Raw genomic sequence first — 15,515 nt, 5'->3', positions numbered from 1 at the left:
CCGTCCCCAAAAGGACGGCGGCCGCTGCGGTTTTCGGCTATTCGGCCGGGGCTAGCCCTTGCTGGCGGACAGCGACTTGAAGACGTCTTCCATCCGGTTCAGGGCTTCGTCCAGAAGGTCCATGGGAATGTTCAGCGCGGGTTCGAACCGGATGCACCGCGCGTTGGTGAGGGTTCCGGCCGTGATTACGCCGCGCGCGAACAGGCCCGAGGCCACGTGGTAGCCGATCTCGTCGTCGATGAAGTGCATTCCGACGAGCAAGCCCTTGCCCGTGACCTCCCGCAGGATGCCGGGATACCTTTCGGACAGTTCGTTCAGGCGGTTCTTGACGTATTCGCCTTTCTCGGCGGCCTGGGCAGGCAAGTTCTCCTCGTGCATGACCGTGATGGCCGCCAGGGCCGAGGCGCAGGCGATGGGATTGCCGCCCGTCGTGGTGGTGTGCATGAACGGGTTGGGCTCCATGACCTTCCAGATTTCCGGGGTGGAGAAGAAGCCGGACATGGGCACCACGCCGCCGCCCAGCGCCTTGCCGAAGCACATGATGTCGGGGGCCACGCCCCAGTGATCCACGCCGAATATTTCGCCGGTGCGGCCGAAGCCGGTCTGCACTTCGTCGGCGATCAGCAGCACGCCGTAGCGGTCGCAGACCTCGCGCAGGCCGGGCCAGAATTCATCGGGCGGCACTATGGCCCCGGCTTCGCCCTGAATGGGTTCGGCCACCACGGCGGCGATGTCGTCGCCCACGGCCTGGGCGTAGCGCAATTCGCGCTCCACGGCCTCGACATCGCCGAAGGGCACGTGGCGCACGCCTTCGAGCAGGGGCAGCAACGGCGCGCGGAAGTCGGTCTTGCCCATGAGGGAAAGGGAGCCCAGGGTCTTGCCGTGGAAGCCCTTGAGCATGGCGATGAAACCCTTTTTGCCGGTGTAGAACTTGGCCAGCTTCATGGCGCCTTCCACGGCCTCGGTGCCGGAGTTGGCGAAGAAGCCGTACTGGATGTCGCCGGGAGTCAGCTTGGCGATGACCCGGGCGAGCTTGGCGCGCAGGGGATCGAGCATTTCCTGGGAATACTGGGGCGAGCGGTCGAGCTGGGCCTTGACCGCGCCGACGATCTTCGGGTGGCGGATGCCGTAGCTGTACAGGCCGAATCCGCCGAGGATGTCGATGTATTCACGGTCCAGGGCGTCCTTCAGAATCGACCCCTGCCCCATCCATTCGGTCACGGCGAATTCGCCCGCCTCGGTCACGGATTTGCGGTATTCCAGGAAGCCCTTGTTGATGTAGTCGCGGAAGTTCTCCACGGTTTCCGTGGCGATCCTGCGTCGTTCATCCAGGGAAACCTGGCCTACGGGCTTTGTGATTATATCAATAAATTCAGTAGCTTCTGTAAACGCTTGGTCGATATTTCGGGTCATGATTCCACTCGTGTTTCAGGTAATGCCTCGGGGCGTCTGCCGGGAAGGGGGCGATCAGGCCGCCGGTCCGTCCCTGGGTTCGCCCACCGCCTTGCCATGCACGATGGTTTTGTCGACCCTGATCTCATTGATGGTTTCCGGGGACACCGCGGTCGGATCGGCGCTCAGGATCGCCAGGTCGGCGATCTTGCCCGGTTCGATGCTGCCCCGTTCGGCCTCGTCGAAGGCGCTGTAGGCTGCGTCGATGGTGAACATGCGGATGGCCTGCAAGGGCGTGATGCGCTCTTCCAGGATAGGGTGAAGCACGGCGGTTTGGATGCCGACGAGCGGGCCGTGCGGCGTGACCGGGCAGTCCGAGCCTCCGGTCATTATCACGCCGTTCTTGAGCATGGTCCTATAGGGGTGCAACCTACGGAGGCGGTCCATGCCGAAGCGCTTCTCATAGGTTTCCATGTCGACCAGGTAATGCATGAAGGCGGGCTGCATTCCGGCCAGAATACCCGCCCGGCCCATGCGCTCCACCTGGTCCCAGGTGGGAATTTCGCAGTGCTCGATGCGGTGCCTGTGGTCTTCGCGCGGATAGGCTGCGATGGCTTTCTCCATGGCGGACAGGACCTGCTCGATGGCCCGGTCCGTCTCGCAGTGGACCGCCACCTGAAGCCCGGCCTTGTGGGAGGCCAGGACAAAGGCGTCCATCTCCTCCTGAGTGTAGTTGAGGGTTCCGCAGTTGTCCGGCTGGTCGAGATACGGTTCGAACAGGGCCGCGGTGTAGGCGTTCATGGCTCCGTCGGCGCAGATGCAGCCGCCGATGCGGTCGAGTCCCATGTCCACGGTTTCCTCCACGTCCATGACCTGGTTCCAGAGGACCACGTTTACCGGGAGTTTGTCGCGGTTTTCGAGGACGATGCGGGTGTCGCCGGGGCCGAAGCCGCCGCCTTCGAGGCAGTGCAGGGTGGTGATGCCCTGCTTCAGCGCCGCCTCGCAGGCCTTGCGGAAGCTTTCGAGTTTGACCTCGACCGGCGTGAGGGAGGACACGGCCGGAAAGATGACGTCGGGCGCGCCCGGATCGCGGATCACGCCGGTGGGGTTGCCGTCACGGCCCATGTCCATGCCCGGCAGGTCGACGGGTGGTGCGAGAATATCCAGGGCCATGGAGTTCAGGGCGCACATGTGCCAGGAGGAGTGCACGATCATCGCCGGATTGTCGGGGCAGACTGCGTCCAGTTCCTCCTTTAGTGGCATTCGCTGTTCCTGCAGCGAGGAATCCTGGAGGGTATAGCCGAGGACCCATGCGCCCGGGGCCGTCTTTTCAGCGGTTTCCCGGACCTTTTCAAAGACTGTGTCCAGCGTTTCGGCATCTTGGAAGTCGATGCCGTTCAGGACCTGGCCGGTCAGACCTAGGTGTTGATGGGTGTCGATGAAACCCGGTAGCACGGTTCGGCCAGCGAGGTCGGTGACGGGCCAACCCGCCTTGACCAGGTCCGCCATGTCGGCGTTGGAGCCGACCCGCAGGATACGGCCGTTTTCCACGGCCAGAGCCTCGAACCGGGAGTCCCGGGGGTCCATGGAAATTATATTCCCGTTCAGGAACAACTGACTGTCTTGCATGATGAAATGGAACGGGCGGGAATCTTCCCATCCGTCGTGGTTACGATTAACGGTTGTTTTTTTGTGTCGCCCGGAACCGGGCGCGTGTCCAGTCTTTGTTGCCGCGCTTTCGGCTGACGGCGTCTGATGCGCCCAGGCACAGGGGGCGCGGAGGCGTTTCGTATGGGACATGCGAAGCGGCAGGACCGAATCTGGCGACGTGTTCGCCATCAGTTTACGCTTTTTATTTTAGTTTTCCATTAAAACTATTCGTTTTTTTGCCGATAAGGAATCTGTCGTCCAAAGCGGCGGTGCGAACGGATTTCCGGCAATGCCCGGGTTTGGTTTGTCCGGAAGTCGTTTTGTTGTCGCTTGACATGGGCGGAGATTAATAAAATGTTGCGTTCGTTCAATTTATCAAGCGACGTTGTCGGCAGTTTGCGGAGCTGGAAGGGAAACCTATGGGGAAGATAGGATCCTTTACCAATAATGGACAGTTAGTAACGGCTGGTATATGCTGTCGATCTGTTGCGTTTCAACGTGGGAGAGCTTGTGGGGAAATCGATCATACTGGGCATATGTTTGAGTCTGATGCTGCCGGTATTCGCCCATGCCGGAGATTACGAGATGCTGGCGATCGTCTATCCTCCGTTGGTTTACGCCGAAAACGGTCGGCTGTGGGGGGTGGCGCCGAAGGTCGTTGCCGAGATTCAGAAAATCGTCGGCGATGACAGCCCATTACGCGAGACGCCCTGGTTGCGGGGATACGATCAGGCGCAGAAAATGCCCAAGCAGGGGATGTTCGCCATCGTGCGCATCCCTGAACGCGAGAAGCTGTTCAAGTGGGTAGGTCCGATTTTCGGGGAGGGAGATTATTTTTTCAAGCACAAGGGCGCGGCGTTGCAGGTCCAGACGCTGGACGACGCCCGCAGGGTACCGCGCATAGCCGTGCGCAAGGACGGCTACACCCATCAGACGTTGGCCGCCAGAGGCTTTGATAATCTCGATGTGGGGCCGACCTATGAGTCCAGCTACTTGAAATTGGTGGAGGATCGGGTGGACCTCGTGCTCATGGGCGAGCGTACCTATTATTATATGGTCAAACAGGCCGGGCTGAACCCCGCCGAATTCGAGCGCACGAATTGCAAGCTCGGCGATTCCACGGCCTGGCTTGCCTTTTCTCTGGATGTTCCCGACGAAGCTATTCGGGAATGGCAGAACGCCTTGGACTCCCTCAAGGCCAACGGCGTCTATCAGAGAATAATGGACAGGAATTTCCAGCCATAATCTCTCGATTTCAAATGCAAAAAAGCCCCGCCGCAGTTCCTGCGGCGGGGCTTTTATTTGTCTTGGTGGAGACGAAGAGATTTGAACTCTCGACCCCTGCCTTGCGAAGGCAGTGCTCTCCCAGCTGAGCTACGTCCCCGTTGGAAGAGCGTAGTTACCGCTTTTCCTGATGAAGCTCAAGCATTTTGAGCGAGATTAAAAAACATTGTTTCGAGAATCGTTTCAACGCGGTTGCGGTATGTGTGGTGTTTGCCGATGCATTCCCGCCAGGCGCGGCGCAGGGCCTGCTTTTGCGGGGTTTCCTCGCGGTGCCGGATGACCATATCGTGGATGTCGGCGGGCCGGGAGTAGACGATGGGTTCGACCAGTTCGTTTGGGAAAATGTCCAGGCCGGGGTGGGCGTCCGTCAGCAGGAACCCGCCCGCGCACCAGACGTCGAAGTTGCGTTGGTTGAGCCCTGCGGGGAGCTGCATTCCCGTGACGTTGAGGACGACTCCGGCCGTTCGGTAGATGGCGGGCAGGTGGGCGTAGTAATCCACCGCCGGGCGCGCGTCGGCTTCCGGATTGTCCAATTCCTTCCAGCCGTCGTCGCCGAAGATCACGATGCGGCCCGCCGCATTCAGGCAGTCGCGTTTCCATTTCGATGAGGCGAATTCCGCGCCCGCACCCACGGCCCGTACCCGGTTTCCCGGCCATAACGGTTTGACACCCAGTCTTTCGCGCCACCAGTGGAAGTCGCGCCGGGTCACGCCGTCGCCGGCTCCGGACGCGATCTTGGCGTCATCGGGCACGGTTTCACCGGCGAAGAATTTGTCGCGTCTCGGGAATTGTGATCGGCCCACGAAGACGAGCCGCCCGTCCAGGTCGCGGGCATGTGGCGGGAGCGTCCCGCCCGTCGCGAAGAGGGCCGGTGAAGCCGCCAGGGGCAGGTGTGTCACCCGCCGCGCCCCCGTCTCGATAAGCGGGCCGATGAAGCTGTGGTCGGTAACGAACAGGTCGAGGTCCCGCCACGCTTCGGTCTTGACCGCAGTGAGCAGGTTGAACGGGTTGTCCACCAGCCAGACAGCGACCCTGGCCCCCGCCTCGCGCAGAATGGCCTGGCCCAGGCCGAAGTGATCGAGTCCCTTGAAATTGACGGAAAAGAAAAGATCGGGAACGCCGTCCCGCAGATATTCCGGCAGGACGCTGCCCGGACGCCTGCCCAGGGATTCATGGTCGATACGGACCGTGGTCCAGCCCGATTCGTCGAAAGCCCGGGCCAATTCCTCTATAAGCAGGGCGTTTTCACCAACGGGCAGCCAGACGGTCCGAGCCCGTTTCGGCCGGAAGCGATTCCCGAGACAAAGACGGGCGGTGAGCGGGCCGTAGAAAGACGGGAACGCGTTCTGTGCCGGGAGATATCGGGCCACCCTTGCGTCGGCGGACAATGCCGCCGTGAACGCTTCGGGGGCCAGGGGCCGAAAGTTTGCGGGAACGCGTTCGGACCACCCCTCCACCTGTTCGGCGAAGGCGGGGCTTTCCAGATAGAGGATGTCTTCCTCCTTGGAAAGTCCGAACCATTCCGGTATCTTGTCCGGCTGTGGCCCAAGGCCGATGAAAATAGTCGGTCCCGCGCCGGACCGCCATTCGAAGCGGGCCTTGTCGGCAGGCATGGACTTGAACAAGCCGAGTTCGTCCCGTATGGATATATGTCGGGGTCTGGGCACGTCGTTTACTTGGCTTTTTCGGCGGATTCGGCTACTAAGTCGCTCCACGCCGGATTGACGGAGCGATACCATGAAACAATACCAGGATAAATACTTCAAACGGGCGAAAAAGGAAAACTACGCCGCCCGCTCGGTTTACAAGCTCAAGGAGATGGACAAGCGGTTCCGAATTTTCAAGCGCGGACAGACCGTGCTCGATCTCGGTGCGGCTCCCGGCTCCTGGTCGCAGTTCGCCGGGGAGTGCGTCGGTCCCGAAGGGCGGGTGCTCGGGGTGGATTTGCAGACCACCAAGCACACCTTTGCCGATAACATCACGTTTTTGCAGGCGGACGTGTTTTCGGACTCGCCTGAGCTTCTCGAAGCGATTGAGCCGCTCAAGCCGTTCGATGTCATTATCAGCGACATGGCCCCCAAGACAACCGGAATCAAGTTCGCGGATCAGGCCAACTCTCTGGAGCTGTGCGAGCGGGCCTTCGAGGTCGCGCTCAAGTACCTCAAGAAAGGCGGCAACTTCGCGGTGAAGATTTTCGAGGGCGGTGAGATCAACGACTACAGGGAGATGATCCGTCCTCATTTCGGCAAGATCAAGAATTTCAAACCCTACAGTTCCAGGTCCGAGAGCAAGGAGATATTTATCGTTGCTCTTGGCTTTAAGGGCGTAGACGGGTAAAAACTTCGGGTCGATCGAGTAAACGAGTCGACATCGAGCTATTCAGGAGGAAATATGGCCGGACATAGTAAATGGGCAAATATTCAGCACCGCAAGGGGCGTCAGGACGCCAAGAAGGCGAAATTTTTCACCAAGGCCGCCAAGGATATCATCCTGGCCGCCAAGGCCGGCGGCGGCAACCCCGACGATAACGCGACCCTGCGCCTGGCCATTCAGAAGGCCAAGGCCGTGAACCTGCCCAAAGACAGGATCGAAAACGCCATCAAGAAGGGCACGGGCGAACTGGCCGGCGGCGATCTGGCCGAGATCCTGTACGAGGGATACGGCCCGGGCGGCGTGGCCATGCTCGTTGAGGTCGCCACGGACAACAAGAACCGAACCGTGGCCGAAATTCGTCACGCCTTTTCCAAGCACGGCGGGAACATGGCCGAGAACGGCTCGGTGTCCTATCTGTTCAACCGCAAGGGCGTCATTGTTTTCCTGAAGGATAAGTACACGGAAGACGAGCTCATGGAAGTGGGCCTGGAAGCGGGCGCCGAGGATATTATCGATGACGGCGATTCCTTCACCGTGCATACCGCCCCGGCCGACTTTATGGCCGTGCAGCAGGCCTTTGCCGACGCGGGCATGGAGTACGAATCCGCCGAGTTCAACCAGGTTCCCGAGACTTTCATCCCGGTGGACGCCACCGTGGGCAAGAAGGTCATGAATCTTTTCGACGCGCTGGATGACAACGACGATGCTCTGAACGTCTACATGAACGCCGATCTTCCGGACGACCTGTTCGACGGAGAGGATTAGGCTCATGGCCGAAGGGCTGGTCGTTCTGGGGCTCGACCCCGGCACGCGGGTCACGGGCTACGGCGTTGTCCGGGAACTCTCGGGCAAAGCGGAGCTGGTGGCCACCGGCACCATCCGCACCCCGGTCAAGAAGGACATGGCCACCCGCATGGGGGTCATCTTCGACCAGATCCAGGAGCTTATCCGGCTCCATGGACCGGCGGAAGCCGCCATTGAAAACGTGTTCGTTTCAAAAAACCCCTCGTCGGCCCTCAAACTCGGGCAGGCGAGGGGGGCGTGCATGGCCGCCTGCGCCACCAACAACATCCCCATGGGCGAGTACGAGCCGTCCAAGGTCAAGAAGAACCTGGTCGGCGTGGGCAACGCTCCCAAGTCCCAGGTGGCCTTCATGGTCGCCCATTGTCTCGGGATCAAACGGCCCGATTGGCCCGAGGACGCCTCGGATGCGCTGGCCATCGCCATCTGTCATCTGAACGAGCGGCGTATGCGCCGCATGACCGGCGTCTGATTTTCGGCAAGGCGCGATAAAAGGCCCGCCCGGCATCTGCCGGACGGGCCTTTTCCGTATGCTCGGGGCTACTTCTTATGCGCCTTGCTTTTGCCCTTGTCCTTTCCCTTCGCCTTGCCCGCGGCGGAAGGATGCGCGCCGCACTGCTTGGCGATCTGGCCCCAGCCCATCCCTGAATTACGCATGGCCCGAATTTGGTCGCTGGTTTTGCCGCACTCGAAGGCGAGCTTGTCGACACGGGCGTTGTCGAGGTTGGAGTGGGCCTTGTCGTAGCGCTCGCGGGCCTGTTCCAGGTCCAGTTCAGCGCGGGTCAGCTCCTCGCGGGAAGCGCTTTTCCGATTGCGCAGGGCATCCAGAATTTTCTGGGCACTTGCCACTTCCTCTTCGGAATCCGAAACCTCCTGCACCACCGATTCACCGACCAGGATGGCGAGTTCGTTCCAGGTCAGATCGTCTCCCTGGGCAGTAGTCGGCGAGGGGGCCGCGATCAGCAGACCGGCGGCCATGAAAAGGCAGGCTATCGTTTTCATGGGAACTCCATCGTAACAGGTTGGCTCCGCAAACCGATGGCGGAGAGCGAGATATTTCTCATTGAATATAAAATTACGGCATCGTTTGGTCAAGCCGGATACCCTTTGAATTACGTTCACTATTCGGATAACGTCACGTCAGGAGGATTTCCATGATCGGATTCTTGCAGGGCGAGTTGATTTCGGCCGACGAGAGAGGGCTTCTTCTGCTCACCCCCGGCGGGGTGGGGTATGAAGTGGCCGCGCCCACGTCGGTCCTGGCCGGGCTGCCGAGGCGGGGCGAACAGGTGCGCTTGTTCATCCATACGCAGGTGGCCGAGAAGGCCATCGATCTCTTCGGCTTCCTGACCGCCGACGACCTAGACCTGTTCCGGACGCTCATCTCCATCGACAAGCTCGGTCCCAAGAAGGCCCTGGCCATTTTGTCCATGTTCGATGCGGCGCACCTGCGCGAGATAGCTTTCCGCGAGGATGTGAACACCCTGTCCATGGTGCCGGGTATCGGTCCCAAATCCGCAAAGCAGATTCTCTGGAATCTCAAGGACAAGGTGGACAAGCTCAAGCCCGCCGTTTCCGGAGGAGCGGGCGCGGCGCAGGAGACGAAGGCCCCCCGGAGCGAATATTTGGACGCCCTTGCGGGCCTCAAGGGGTTGGGCTACGGTGAGGACGAGATCAGGCCCATGCTGATCGAAACCTTCGACGAAGAACCCGACCTCGACGCCGCCGGGGCAATCCGTGCGGTGCTCAAGAAAATCAACGCGGCACGCTCATGAGCAAATGCACCCTTCCCGAGGAAAACGTCCGCCCCAGGAAACTCTCCGATTTCATCGGCCAGCAGGACCTGCGCACGAACCTCGACGTATTCATCCGCGCGGCCCGGGAACGCGAACGCTCCCTGGATCACACCCTGTTCTACGGCAATCCCGGCCTGGGCAAGACCACCCTGGCCCGGATCATGGCTTCGGAACTGGGCGTGAACATGGTTTCCACTTCCGGCCCGGTCCTTGAACGGTCCGGCGACCTGGCCGCCATCCTGACCAACCTGGAGCGCGGGGACATCCTGTTCATCGACGAGATTCACCGGATGCCCGCCACGGTCGAAGAGGTCCTCTATCCGGCCATGGAGGATTTCCAGATCGATCTGGTCATCGGCTCCGGTCCGGGCGCGCGCACGGTCAAGCTCGACCTGGAGCCGTTCACCCTGGTTGGGGCCACCACCAGGCTCGGACTCCTGACTTCGCCCTTGCGCGATCGGTTCGGCTGCATTTTCCGCATCGAATTCTACTCCCCGGAGGAGCTGGGCCGCATCGTGGAGCGAAGCGCGGCTATCCTGGGTGTCGAGGTGGAGCCCGAGGGAGCGCTGATTATCGGCCGCAGGGCGCGCGGTACTCCGCGTATCGCCAATCGGCTGCTCCGGCGCGTGCGTGATTACGCCCTGGTTCACGGCACCGGGGTGGTCACTCGCGAGCTTGCCGAGATGTCCCTGGAACGTCTCGACGTGGACCAATACGGCCTGGACAACATGGACCGCAAGATTCTCACGCTCATGGTCGAGCACTTCAACGGAGGCCCGGTCGGGCTGAAGACCATTGCCGCGGCCTGTGCGGAAGAGGTCAGGACCATTGAGGATATTTACGAGCCGTATTTGATTCAATGCGGCTTCCTGAAGCGCACTCCGCGCGGCAGGGTCGCCACGGCCAAGGCGTACCAGCACCTCAAGTTGCGCATGGAAGACGGCCAGTTGCCGTTACGCTAAATAGTACTCGTTCTCAGAAAAAGGTTGTTTCCCAACTTGGTTCTGCTATCATGGAATCCAACTTGAAAAAAATGGAGGTACGAGAAATGGATAAATGGGAATGCCCGTGCGGCTATGTGTATGACCCGGCTGAAGGCGATCCGGAAAACAACATCGCCATCGGGACCAAGTTCGAGGACCTTCCCGACGACTGGGTCTGTCCCCAGTGCGGCGCGGAAAAAGAATATTTCGAAAAACTCTAAAAAAACGGACGGGGCCACTTGCCATACACGCGAATAGGGGTGTATGGTTGAATCAAGTCAAAGGAATGTTTCTAGGCAACGCCAGACAACCTCAAGATTCTTCGAATCGGAAAGTGTTTCAGGGCAACCTCGCTAACAACAACGAATCCTTTGGTTGAGGCCCGTACCCCGGCAACCTCGAAAACAACATTTGAAAAAGGCCCCCGACCAGGGGGCTTTTTTTGTGGCTGAGCAAATGGCTTTTCAAAACGTGCTGCGTTTTGCGTCAGCCCTGCTTTTCCCGGCAACTTAACGTAAGCGTCTACAGCCGTATCATCGTCTTTCATGAAGGTTTCTATTTGGGCGGGCCGCCACAAGGCGGACGGGAAAAAGGGCCTATAGACTCAACTCTCCGCTATCGCGGGTAATGCCGCGGAGCGAAAAAGCCCGCGCCGAAGGCGCTTACAGGGGATGCAAGGGTGCGAGCCCTTGCCCGCCGGAGGCGAAATCACCTGACTATTGCCGCGAAGCGGCTATCATCGCCTGATTTTACTCTTCAGGAAATTCACGGCTATTTCCCCAAAAAAAAGGGAATCGACTCGAAGCTACACCTGCCGCAAGCGGCGAAGGATGATGATGGTGACGCAGGTGACGGCGGTCCAGACGAACACGCCGGTGAGTCCCATCGCCCCGCCCAGGAGCGGGTGCGCGCCGGGGAACATCCACGTCCATATGCCGTAGCCCTGTGCGTTGGCCGCGCCGTGAAGGAATCCGGCCAGGATGGAGGAGCGGTAGTGGAGGGTCATTTCGTTGAGGAACGCGCCGAATGCCAGGCAGATGAGGCACATCATGACGACGCCCTGGATGGGCTGGCCGGGATAGTTGAGTCCGGCCAGAACGAGCGGAGCGTGCCAGACGCCCCAGAGCAGGCCGAGGATGAGATAGGCGCGGACTTTGCCGAGCGGCATGAGTCGGGGCAGGAGAAATCCGCGCCAGCCGAGTTCCTCGCCAAGACCGAAAACGAAGTTGATGAGCGGCCCCAGGAAGATGGACAGGGGGAGCATGATTTTAAGGGCTGCGTCCCTGCCGATGGGCGTGCCGGACAGGGCGGCCAGTTCGTTCAGGTCGGGATCGAAACCGGAAAGACCCGCACCCCAGGTGAGGCCGTACATGGCGGCGTAGGCCAGGGGGATGAGACCGAGGCTCAGGAAGTATGGGCCGACCGAGCCCATGCGCAGGCTCAAGGCCAGGATGAGATCGCGCGGGCCGGTGCGCTCCACAAACATGGCCACGGCCAGCCCGGCCAGTCCGGGAATCCACATGACGCCCATGAGCCACAGGGCGGGCGAGGACCGGCTTACCAGGTCGTCAAAACGCAGCCCGGAGGCGATGAGCGCGCCCTCCGCGCCCCATGTCGCCGCAAAGGTGAGCAGGACGAAGGCCAGGACCGGACCCGGGCGGAACGATGCGGGGGAATCAGACATATTGGGACAACCTTTCGAAATAGAGTTCACGGCAGCGGTTTTCGATTTCGAGCAGCCGGGCAAAGGGCGCGTTGAAATCGTGCTCGCCCGCGGTGAACAGGCCGTGCCCATGGACCAGGGCCGCGCCGTTGGCGGCCATAGCGGGCGGCAGGGTGTGGCACAGCCCGGTCGGCCCCGTGCCGACCTCTCCCGGCACCACTGGCACGCCGTCCACGGTCCGGCATTCCTTGCAGGCGATGTGGCATCGGCCCCGGTTCGGGCAATCGCCGCGATCGCAGTCCATGGACATGATGACCGAAAATTTGGGGTGGCCGTGCAGGATGCAGTCGTAGCGCGAGCGGCGGTAGACGTCCTCATGGGCCGTCAATTCGCTGGAAGCGGTCAGTCCGTTGGTGGACGAACCGTCCAGGGGACACGGATCAATGCAGCCTGCCAACTCGTCCAGGGAACTGCCGGTCTGCGAGATGTGTATGGTGCCGTTCAACAGGTAGGAAATGTTGCCGAAAAATGAATCGACCAAGCCGAATTCCACCACCTTGCGGCCCGCTTCGGCCATGGCGGAGACAACGCTTTCCTCGTCCCGGAAGGGGCCTTGGGCGAGAGACGGCAGGTCCGTGCGCGGTTTCGGCAGGAGCCGAACCACACGGGAGAAGGCTTCAGCGTATTCGCTGTCGAGCTCGTCGCGCCGGGCGCGGTTGAGGTAGTCGGAAAAGAAGAGGACGAAGGTCGAGAAAATTGCGGAGGAGACGGACACGAATCCCTGCTCCGGAGTGACCGTGCCGCAGGCGATGACGCCCTGGCCCGGCAGGACGATGACCTTGCGTCGTTTGAGCCTGTCGGTCATGGCCGGAAGGGCGAGCTCCGGGCACACGGGTATGTCGTGCAGAAAGGTGCGCGTCTCGGTGTCCTCGGGGCGGATGGCTTTCGGATTGCGCGCGGCCAGAAAGTCCAGGATGGTCCGGAACGGCTCCGCGGGACGGACGAAAACCAGCGAGTTGATGGACAGGTTGTCGAACAGGCCGGAGAGAAGGGGAATTTTCGGGTCCTCCCGGTTCCAGGCCAGTTCGGCGTCAAGGCCGCCTATGAGCGGCGCGTCCGGTCCCTGGGCGGGGGCTATCCCTTGGGCGGCGAGCTTGGCCGCGTATTTTTCGCACAGTTTTTTCATTCGTCCAGTCCCAGTCGCAGCAAGGTCTCAGCCGTGGGCTCGCCGTTCTTGTCCAGCCCGCGCACGACGTAATAATTGTGTCGGGCCTGGAGGAACGCATCCCGATCGATGGGGCGGACTTCGATGCCGCCGCCGGGGGTGCCCGGCTCGGTGAAGAATCGCTCGGGCAGATCGTCGTCCGCCGCGCCGAAACCGTTTGCCGCGTTCATGCGCCGTTCGTTGACGGTGATCCGTTCGCCCGTTTCGAGCAGGGACTGGGCCGACCAGTCCTTGCCCGTGACCGCCGTGAGGGCCTTGGCGTATTCCTCAAGCCCTGCGGCCAGGAAAATGAGGCGGCAGGCGTTGATGGAGTCCGCGGCCGCGAGCGTGTCCTCGGCGAGCTTGACGATCCTTGCCTTGCCGCTGAAGGAGAAACGGTCCGTAGCCACGGGCTTGCGAAGAACTTCATGACTGAGGGGAAAGGCCCGTTGGTGGCAGCCGCCCCGGGTGGAAACCGCGTAGGCCAGGGCCAGGCCGTAGCCGCCGCGCGGGTCGTAGGCGGGCAACTCCATGCCCTTGACCGTCATGGCCGTTTCCGGGCGGTGGCATTCCTGGGCGAGGTGGAAGGCCCCCTGGCCCGACTGGCCGCCTTCGGCCATATCGTGCAGGGCGGCGAGAAGCGTCTTGCCGGAGTAGTCCTTGCCGTCGAGTTCCCGCAGGCAGGCCAGAACGGAACCGGCGGAGACCGGATCAAGGCCGAGCCTGCCGCAGAGGTCCACGCCCGCCATGGCCATTTCGAGGTCGTCGTTGCCTATGAGCGCGGTGAAGTGGGCCAGCGCCTCGAAGCCGGGCAGGCTGCGTCCGTCCTGGGCGATCTTGCGGCAATGGATATGGCAACCGAGGCAGCTATGGTCTCGCGGCTCGCACAATTTGGCCAGGGCCGATGCGTTGACCTTTGCGCCGTGGTCGAAATGCGTCTTTTGGAAATTGTCGGTGGGCAGCATCCGGCGGGAGTTCATCAGGTCGAGCAGGGCCGCAGTGCCCCAGCGCGAGAAGCCGTGGCGGCCCATGAGCACCGGCGAGGCCATGGTCAGCCGCACGATGGCCTCGCGGGCTTCGGCAAGCGCGCCGGGGGCGTGGATCGGCACGTCCCGCGTGCCGCGCACGGTCAGGTATTTGAGATTCTTGGCCGCCCATATCAGCCCGAGTCCGCCGCGCACTCCGCCATGGCGGTGGTCGACGGCCACCGAGGCGAGAAGCGAGCCGTTTTCGGCCGCAGGTCCGATGCAGGCCAGGGAGGTGTCCTCGGGGAGTCGTTCCTCCAACGCGTACAGGACCGCGTCCGTATCTTGGCCCCACAGAGAAGTTTCGACCACGCGCACTTCGTCGTCATCGATTTCGATGCCGCAGGGGGTGGAGCCGCGCCCGGTTATGACAAGGCCGTCGTATCCGGCTTTTTTGAGCCGGGTGGGCAAGCCTCCGCCGATGGAGCCGTCGCACACGGCGCCGGTCAGGGGGGAGCGGCTTACTATGGAGCCGCGTCCCGAGGTGGGCGAGTCCGTTCCCGTCAAAGGCCCGGTGAAGAGAAGCAGCGGCAGCTCGGGATCGGAATATTCCCGGTCGGCGAAGGGACGCAGATAGCGTCCGGCCAGCCCCCGGCCGCCGATATATGCGTCGTAGACTTCGGCGTCGGGATGTTCGGCCGTGGCCTTGCCTGTGGTCAGATCGATATGGAGGACCCTGCCGGTCCGGCCCAACTGTTCACCCATGTGGAGGAATCTTTCACGAACAGCCTGAAAAGGCAACCGGTTGCCGTCTTGACGATGCGGGCGAAACGGGTATTCTTCGGGCCGGAGGAATCATGGCCGAGAAGAAGATCGACAAATCCCGCCGCAATTTTCTGTTTGGGGCCGTTCGCCGTCTGAAAAAGGAAGACGAGCAGCCCGTGGCCTCCACCGCCGGGGGCATCGAGGTGGTCAAGGCCGCCAACGGACTGTACGTGGACGAGAAATGGGAAGAGGCGCGCCTCAAGTACAAGGAGTGCCTCGAGCAGGACAAGAACGACGCGGACGTGCGTTACCGTTTGGGTGTCTGTTCCTACCGCCTGGGCATGTACCGCCAGGCCAAGCTGGAATTCGAGCGCGCCCTGCGGATCGACAAGACCTATCAGGACGCTTTTCTCTATCTCGGGCTGACCATGGTTCGGCTGGGGCGGACGGAAAAGGTCCCGGCGCTGTGGTCGCGTTATTTCAATCCGTCCGCAGTGAAGGTCATGCGCGAGCTCAATTTGCAATTGGGGCTCATCGAAACCGGGCAGCCCGACCCGGACGATGAGATAGCCCTGGCAGTGGAAAAGGCCATCGCCGAATCCGGCGACGACGTTGGGTGAGACATCTTTCCTGCGGGCG

Annotated in this window: 16 protein-coding genes and 1 tRNA gene; 8 read left to right on the top strand and 9 right to left on the bottom strand. The window is 61.5% G+C overall.

Translation table 11 applies throughout. From position 1 onward, the window contains the following. Positions 1-51: 51 nt before the first annotated feature. The gene (locus tag PSN43_RS08875) at positions 52-1,413 is read right to left on the bottom strand and encodes a putrescine aminotransferase (RefSeq protein ID WP_272700361.1); all 1,362 of its coding nucleotides are present in this window, start codon (positions 1,411-1,413) and stop codon (positions 52-54) included. A 54-nt stretch (positions 1,414-1,467) separates the two neighbouring features. Then, positions 1,468-3,021 carry an amidohydrolase gene (locus PSN43_RS08870; RefSeq protein WP_272700360.1) on the bottom strand — a complete coding sequence of 518 codons (1,554 nt, stop codon included), beginning with the start codon at positions 3,019-3,021 and terminating at the stop codon, positions 1,468-1,470. A 570-nt stretch (positions 3,022-3,591) separates the two neighbouring features. Between PSN43_RS08870 and PSN43_RS08865 the strand changes: the two genes are divergently transcribed. After that, a complete protein-coding gene (locus PSN43_RS08865) occupies positions 3,592-4,287 on the top strand; it encodes a substrate-binding periplasmic protein (RefSeq protein WP_272700436.1) in 696 nt (231 codons plus the stop codon). A 63-nt stretch (positions 4,288-4,350) separates the two neighbouring features. Here the strand turns inward: PSN43_RS08865 and PSN43_RS08860 are convergent. Further along, positions 4,351-4,426, bottom strand: a tRNA-Ala gene (locus PSN43_RS08860). Positions 4,427-4,463: 37 nt separating this feature from the next. Continuing rightward, positions 4,464-5,993 carry a glycosyltransferase family protein gene (locus PSN43_RS08855; RefSeq protein ID WP_272700359.1) on the bottom strand — a complete coding sequence of 510 codons (1,530 nt, stop codon included), beginning with the start codon at positions 5,991-5,993 and terminating at the stop codon, positions 4,464-4,466. A gap of 70 nt (positions 5,994-6,063) precedes the next feature. Here PSN43_RS08855 and PSN43_RS08850 point away from each other — a divergent pair, with 70 nt between their 5' ends. From PSN43_RS08850 to ruvC, 3 genes are read left to right on the top strand one after another with little or no spacing between them, the layout of a single operon-like run. Beyond that, entirely contained in the window at positions 6,064-6,663 is a 600-nt protein-coding gene (locus tag PSN43_RS08850) for an RlmE family RNA methyltransferase (RefSeq protein ID WP_272700358.1), read from the top strand. A gap of 54 nt (positions 6,664-6,717) precedes the next feature. Further along, entirely contained in the window at positions 6,718-7,464 is a 747-nt protein-coding gene (locus PSN43_RS08845; protein WP_272700357.1) for a YebC/PmpR family DNA-binding transcriptional regulator, read from the top strand. Between the two features lie 4 nt (positions 7,465-7,468). Next, positions 7,469-7,972, top strand: coding sequence for a crossover junction endodeoxyribonuclease RuvC (ruvC, locus tag PSN43_RS08840; RefSeq protein WP_272700356.1), 504 nt, complete (start codon positions 7,469-7,471; stop codon positions 7,970-7,972). A gap of 68 nt (positions 7,973-8,040) precedes the next feature. Here ruvC and PSN43_RS08835 read toward each other — a convergent pair whose 3' ends face one another. After that, positions 8,041-8,502, bottom strand: a complete 462-nt coding sequence (locus PSN43_RS08835) for a hypothetical protein (RefSeq protein ID WP_272700355.1) — start codon at positions 8,500-8,502, stop codon at positions 8,041-8,043. Between the two features lie 152 nt (positions 8,503-8,654). Here PSN43_RS08835 and ruvA point away from each other — a divergent pair, with 152 nt between their 5' ends. The 3 genes from ruvA to PSN43_RS08820 all read left to right on the top strand — a co-directional run bounded on the left by ruvA (position 8,655) and on the right by PSN43_RS08820 (position 10,500). Then, positions 8,655-9,275, top strand: coding sequence for a Holliday junction branch migration protein RuvA (ruvA, locus tag PSN43_RS08830; protein WP_272700354.1), 621 nt, complete (start codon positions 8,655-8,657; stop codon positions 9,273-9,275). Further along, the gene (gene ruvB / locus PSN43_RS08825; RefSeq protein ID WP_272700353.1) at positions 9,272-10,258 is read left to right on the top strand and encodes a Holliday junction branch migration DNA helicase RuvB; all 987 of its coding nucleotides are present in this window, start codon (positions 9,272-9,274) and stop codon (positions 10,256-10,258) included. Before ruvA ends, ruvB begins: the two co-directional genes overlap by 4 nt. Positions 10,259-10,344: 86 nt before the next feature. Next, positions 10,345-10,500, top strand: a complete 156-nt coding sequence (locus tag PSN43_RS08820; RefSeq protein WP_272700352.1) for a rubredoxin — start codon at positions 10,345-10,347, stop codon at positions 10,498-10,500. A 71-nt stretch (positions 10,501-10,571) separates the two neighbouring features. Here PSN43_RS08820 and PSN43_RS08815 read toward each other — a convergent pair whose 3' ends face one another. From PSN43_RS08815 to PSN43_RS08800, 4 genes are all read right to left on the bottom strand, one after another. Then, positions 10,572-10,826 (bottom strand): hypothetical protein, encoded by a 255-nt coding sequence (locus PSN43_RS08815; RefSeq protein ID WP_272700351.1) that lies wholly within the window; start codon positions 10,824-10,826, stop codon positions 10,572-10,574. 258 nt (positions 10,827-11,084) lie between these two features. Further along, positions 11,085-11,963, bottom strand: a complete 879-nt coding sequence (locus PSN43_RS08810) for a CPBP family intramembrane glutamic endopeptidase (RefSeq protein WP_272700350.1) — start codon at positions 11,961-11,963, stop codon at positions 11,085-11,087. Further along, positions 11,956-13,128 (bottom strand): class II aldolase/adducin family protein, encoded by a 1,173-nt coding sequence (locus PSN43_RS08805; protein WP_272700349.1) that lies wholly within the window; start codon positions 13,126-13,128, stop codon positions 11,956-11,958. The genes PSN43_RS08810 and PSN43_RS08805 overlap by 8 nt, the downstream gene beginning before the upstream one ends. Continuing rightward, positions 13,125-14,876, bottom strand: a complete 1,752-nt coding sequence (locus tag PSN43_RS08800) for an aldehyde ferredoxin oxidoreductase family protein (protein ID WP_272700348.1) — start codon at positions 14,874-14,876, stop codon at positions 13,125-13,127. Before PSN43_RS08800 ends, PSN43_RS08805 begins: the two co-directional genes overlap by 4 nt. 92 nt (positions 14,877-14,968) lie before the next feature. Here PSN43_RS08800 and PSN43_RS08795 point away from each other — a divergent pair, with 92 nt between their 5' ends. Continuing rightward, positions 14,969-15,496 (top strand): tetratricopeptide repeat protein, encoded by a 528-nt coding sequence (locus tag PSN43_RS08795; protein ID WP_272700347.1) that lies wholly within the window; start codon positions 14,969-14,971, stop codon positions 15,494-15,496. The last annotated feature ends 19 nt before the right edge of the window (positions 15,497-15,515 follow it).

The organism is Desulfovibrio sp. Fe33 (genome assembly GCF_028532725.1).
GTDB lineage: Bacteria > Desulfobacterota > Desulfovibrionia > Desulfovibrionales > Desulfovibrionaceae > Pseudodesulfovibrio.
The sequence above is the reverse complement of the archived record's forward strand: the minus strand, read 5'-3'. Positions and strand labels throughout refer to the sequence as shown.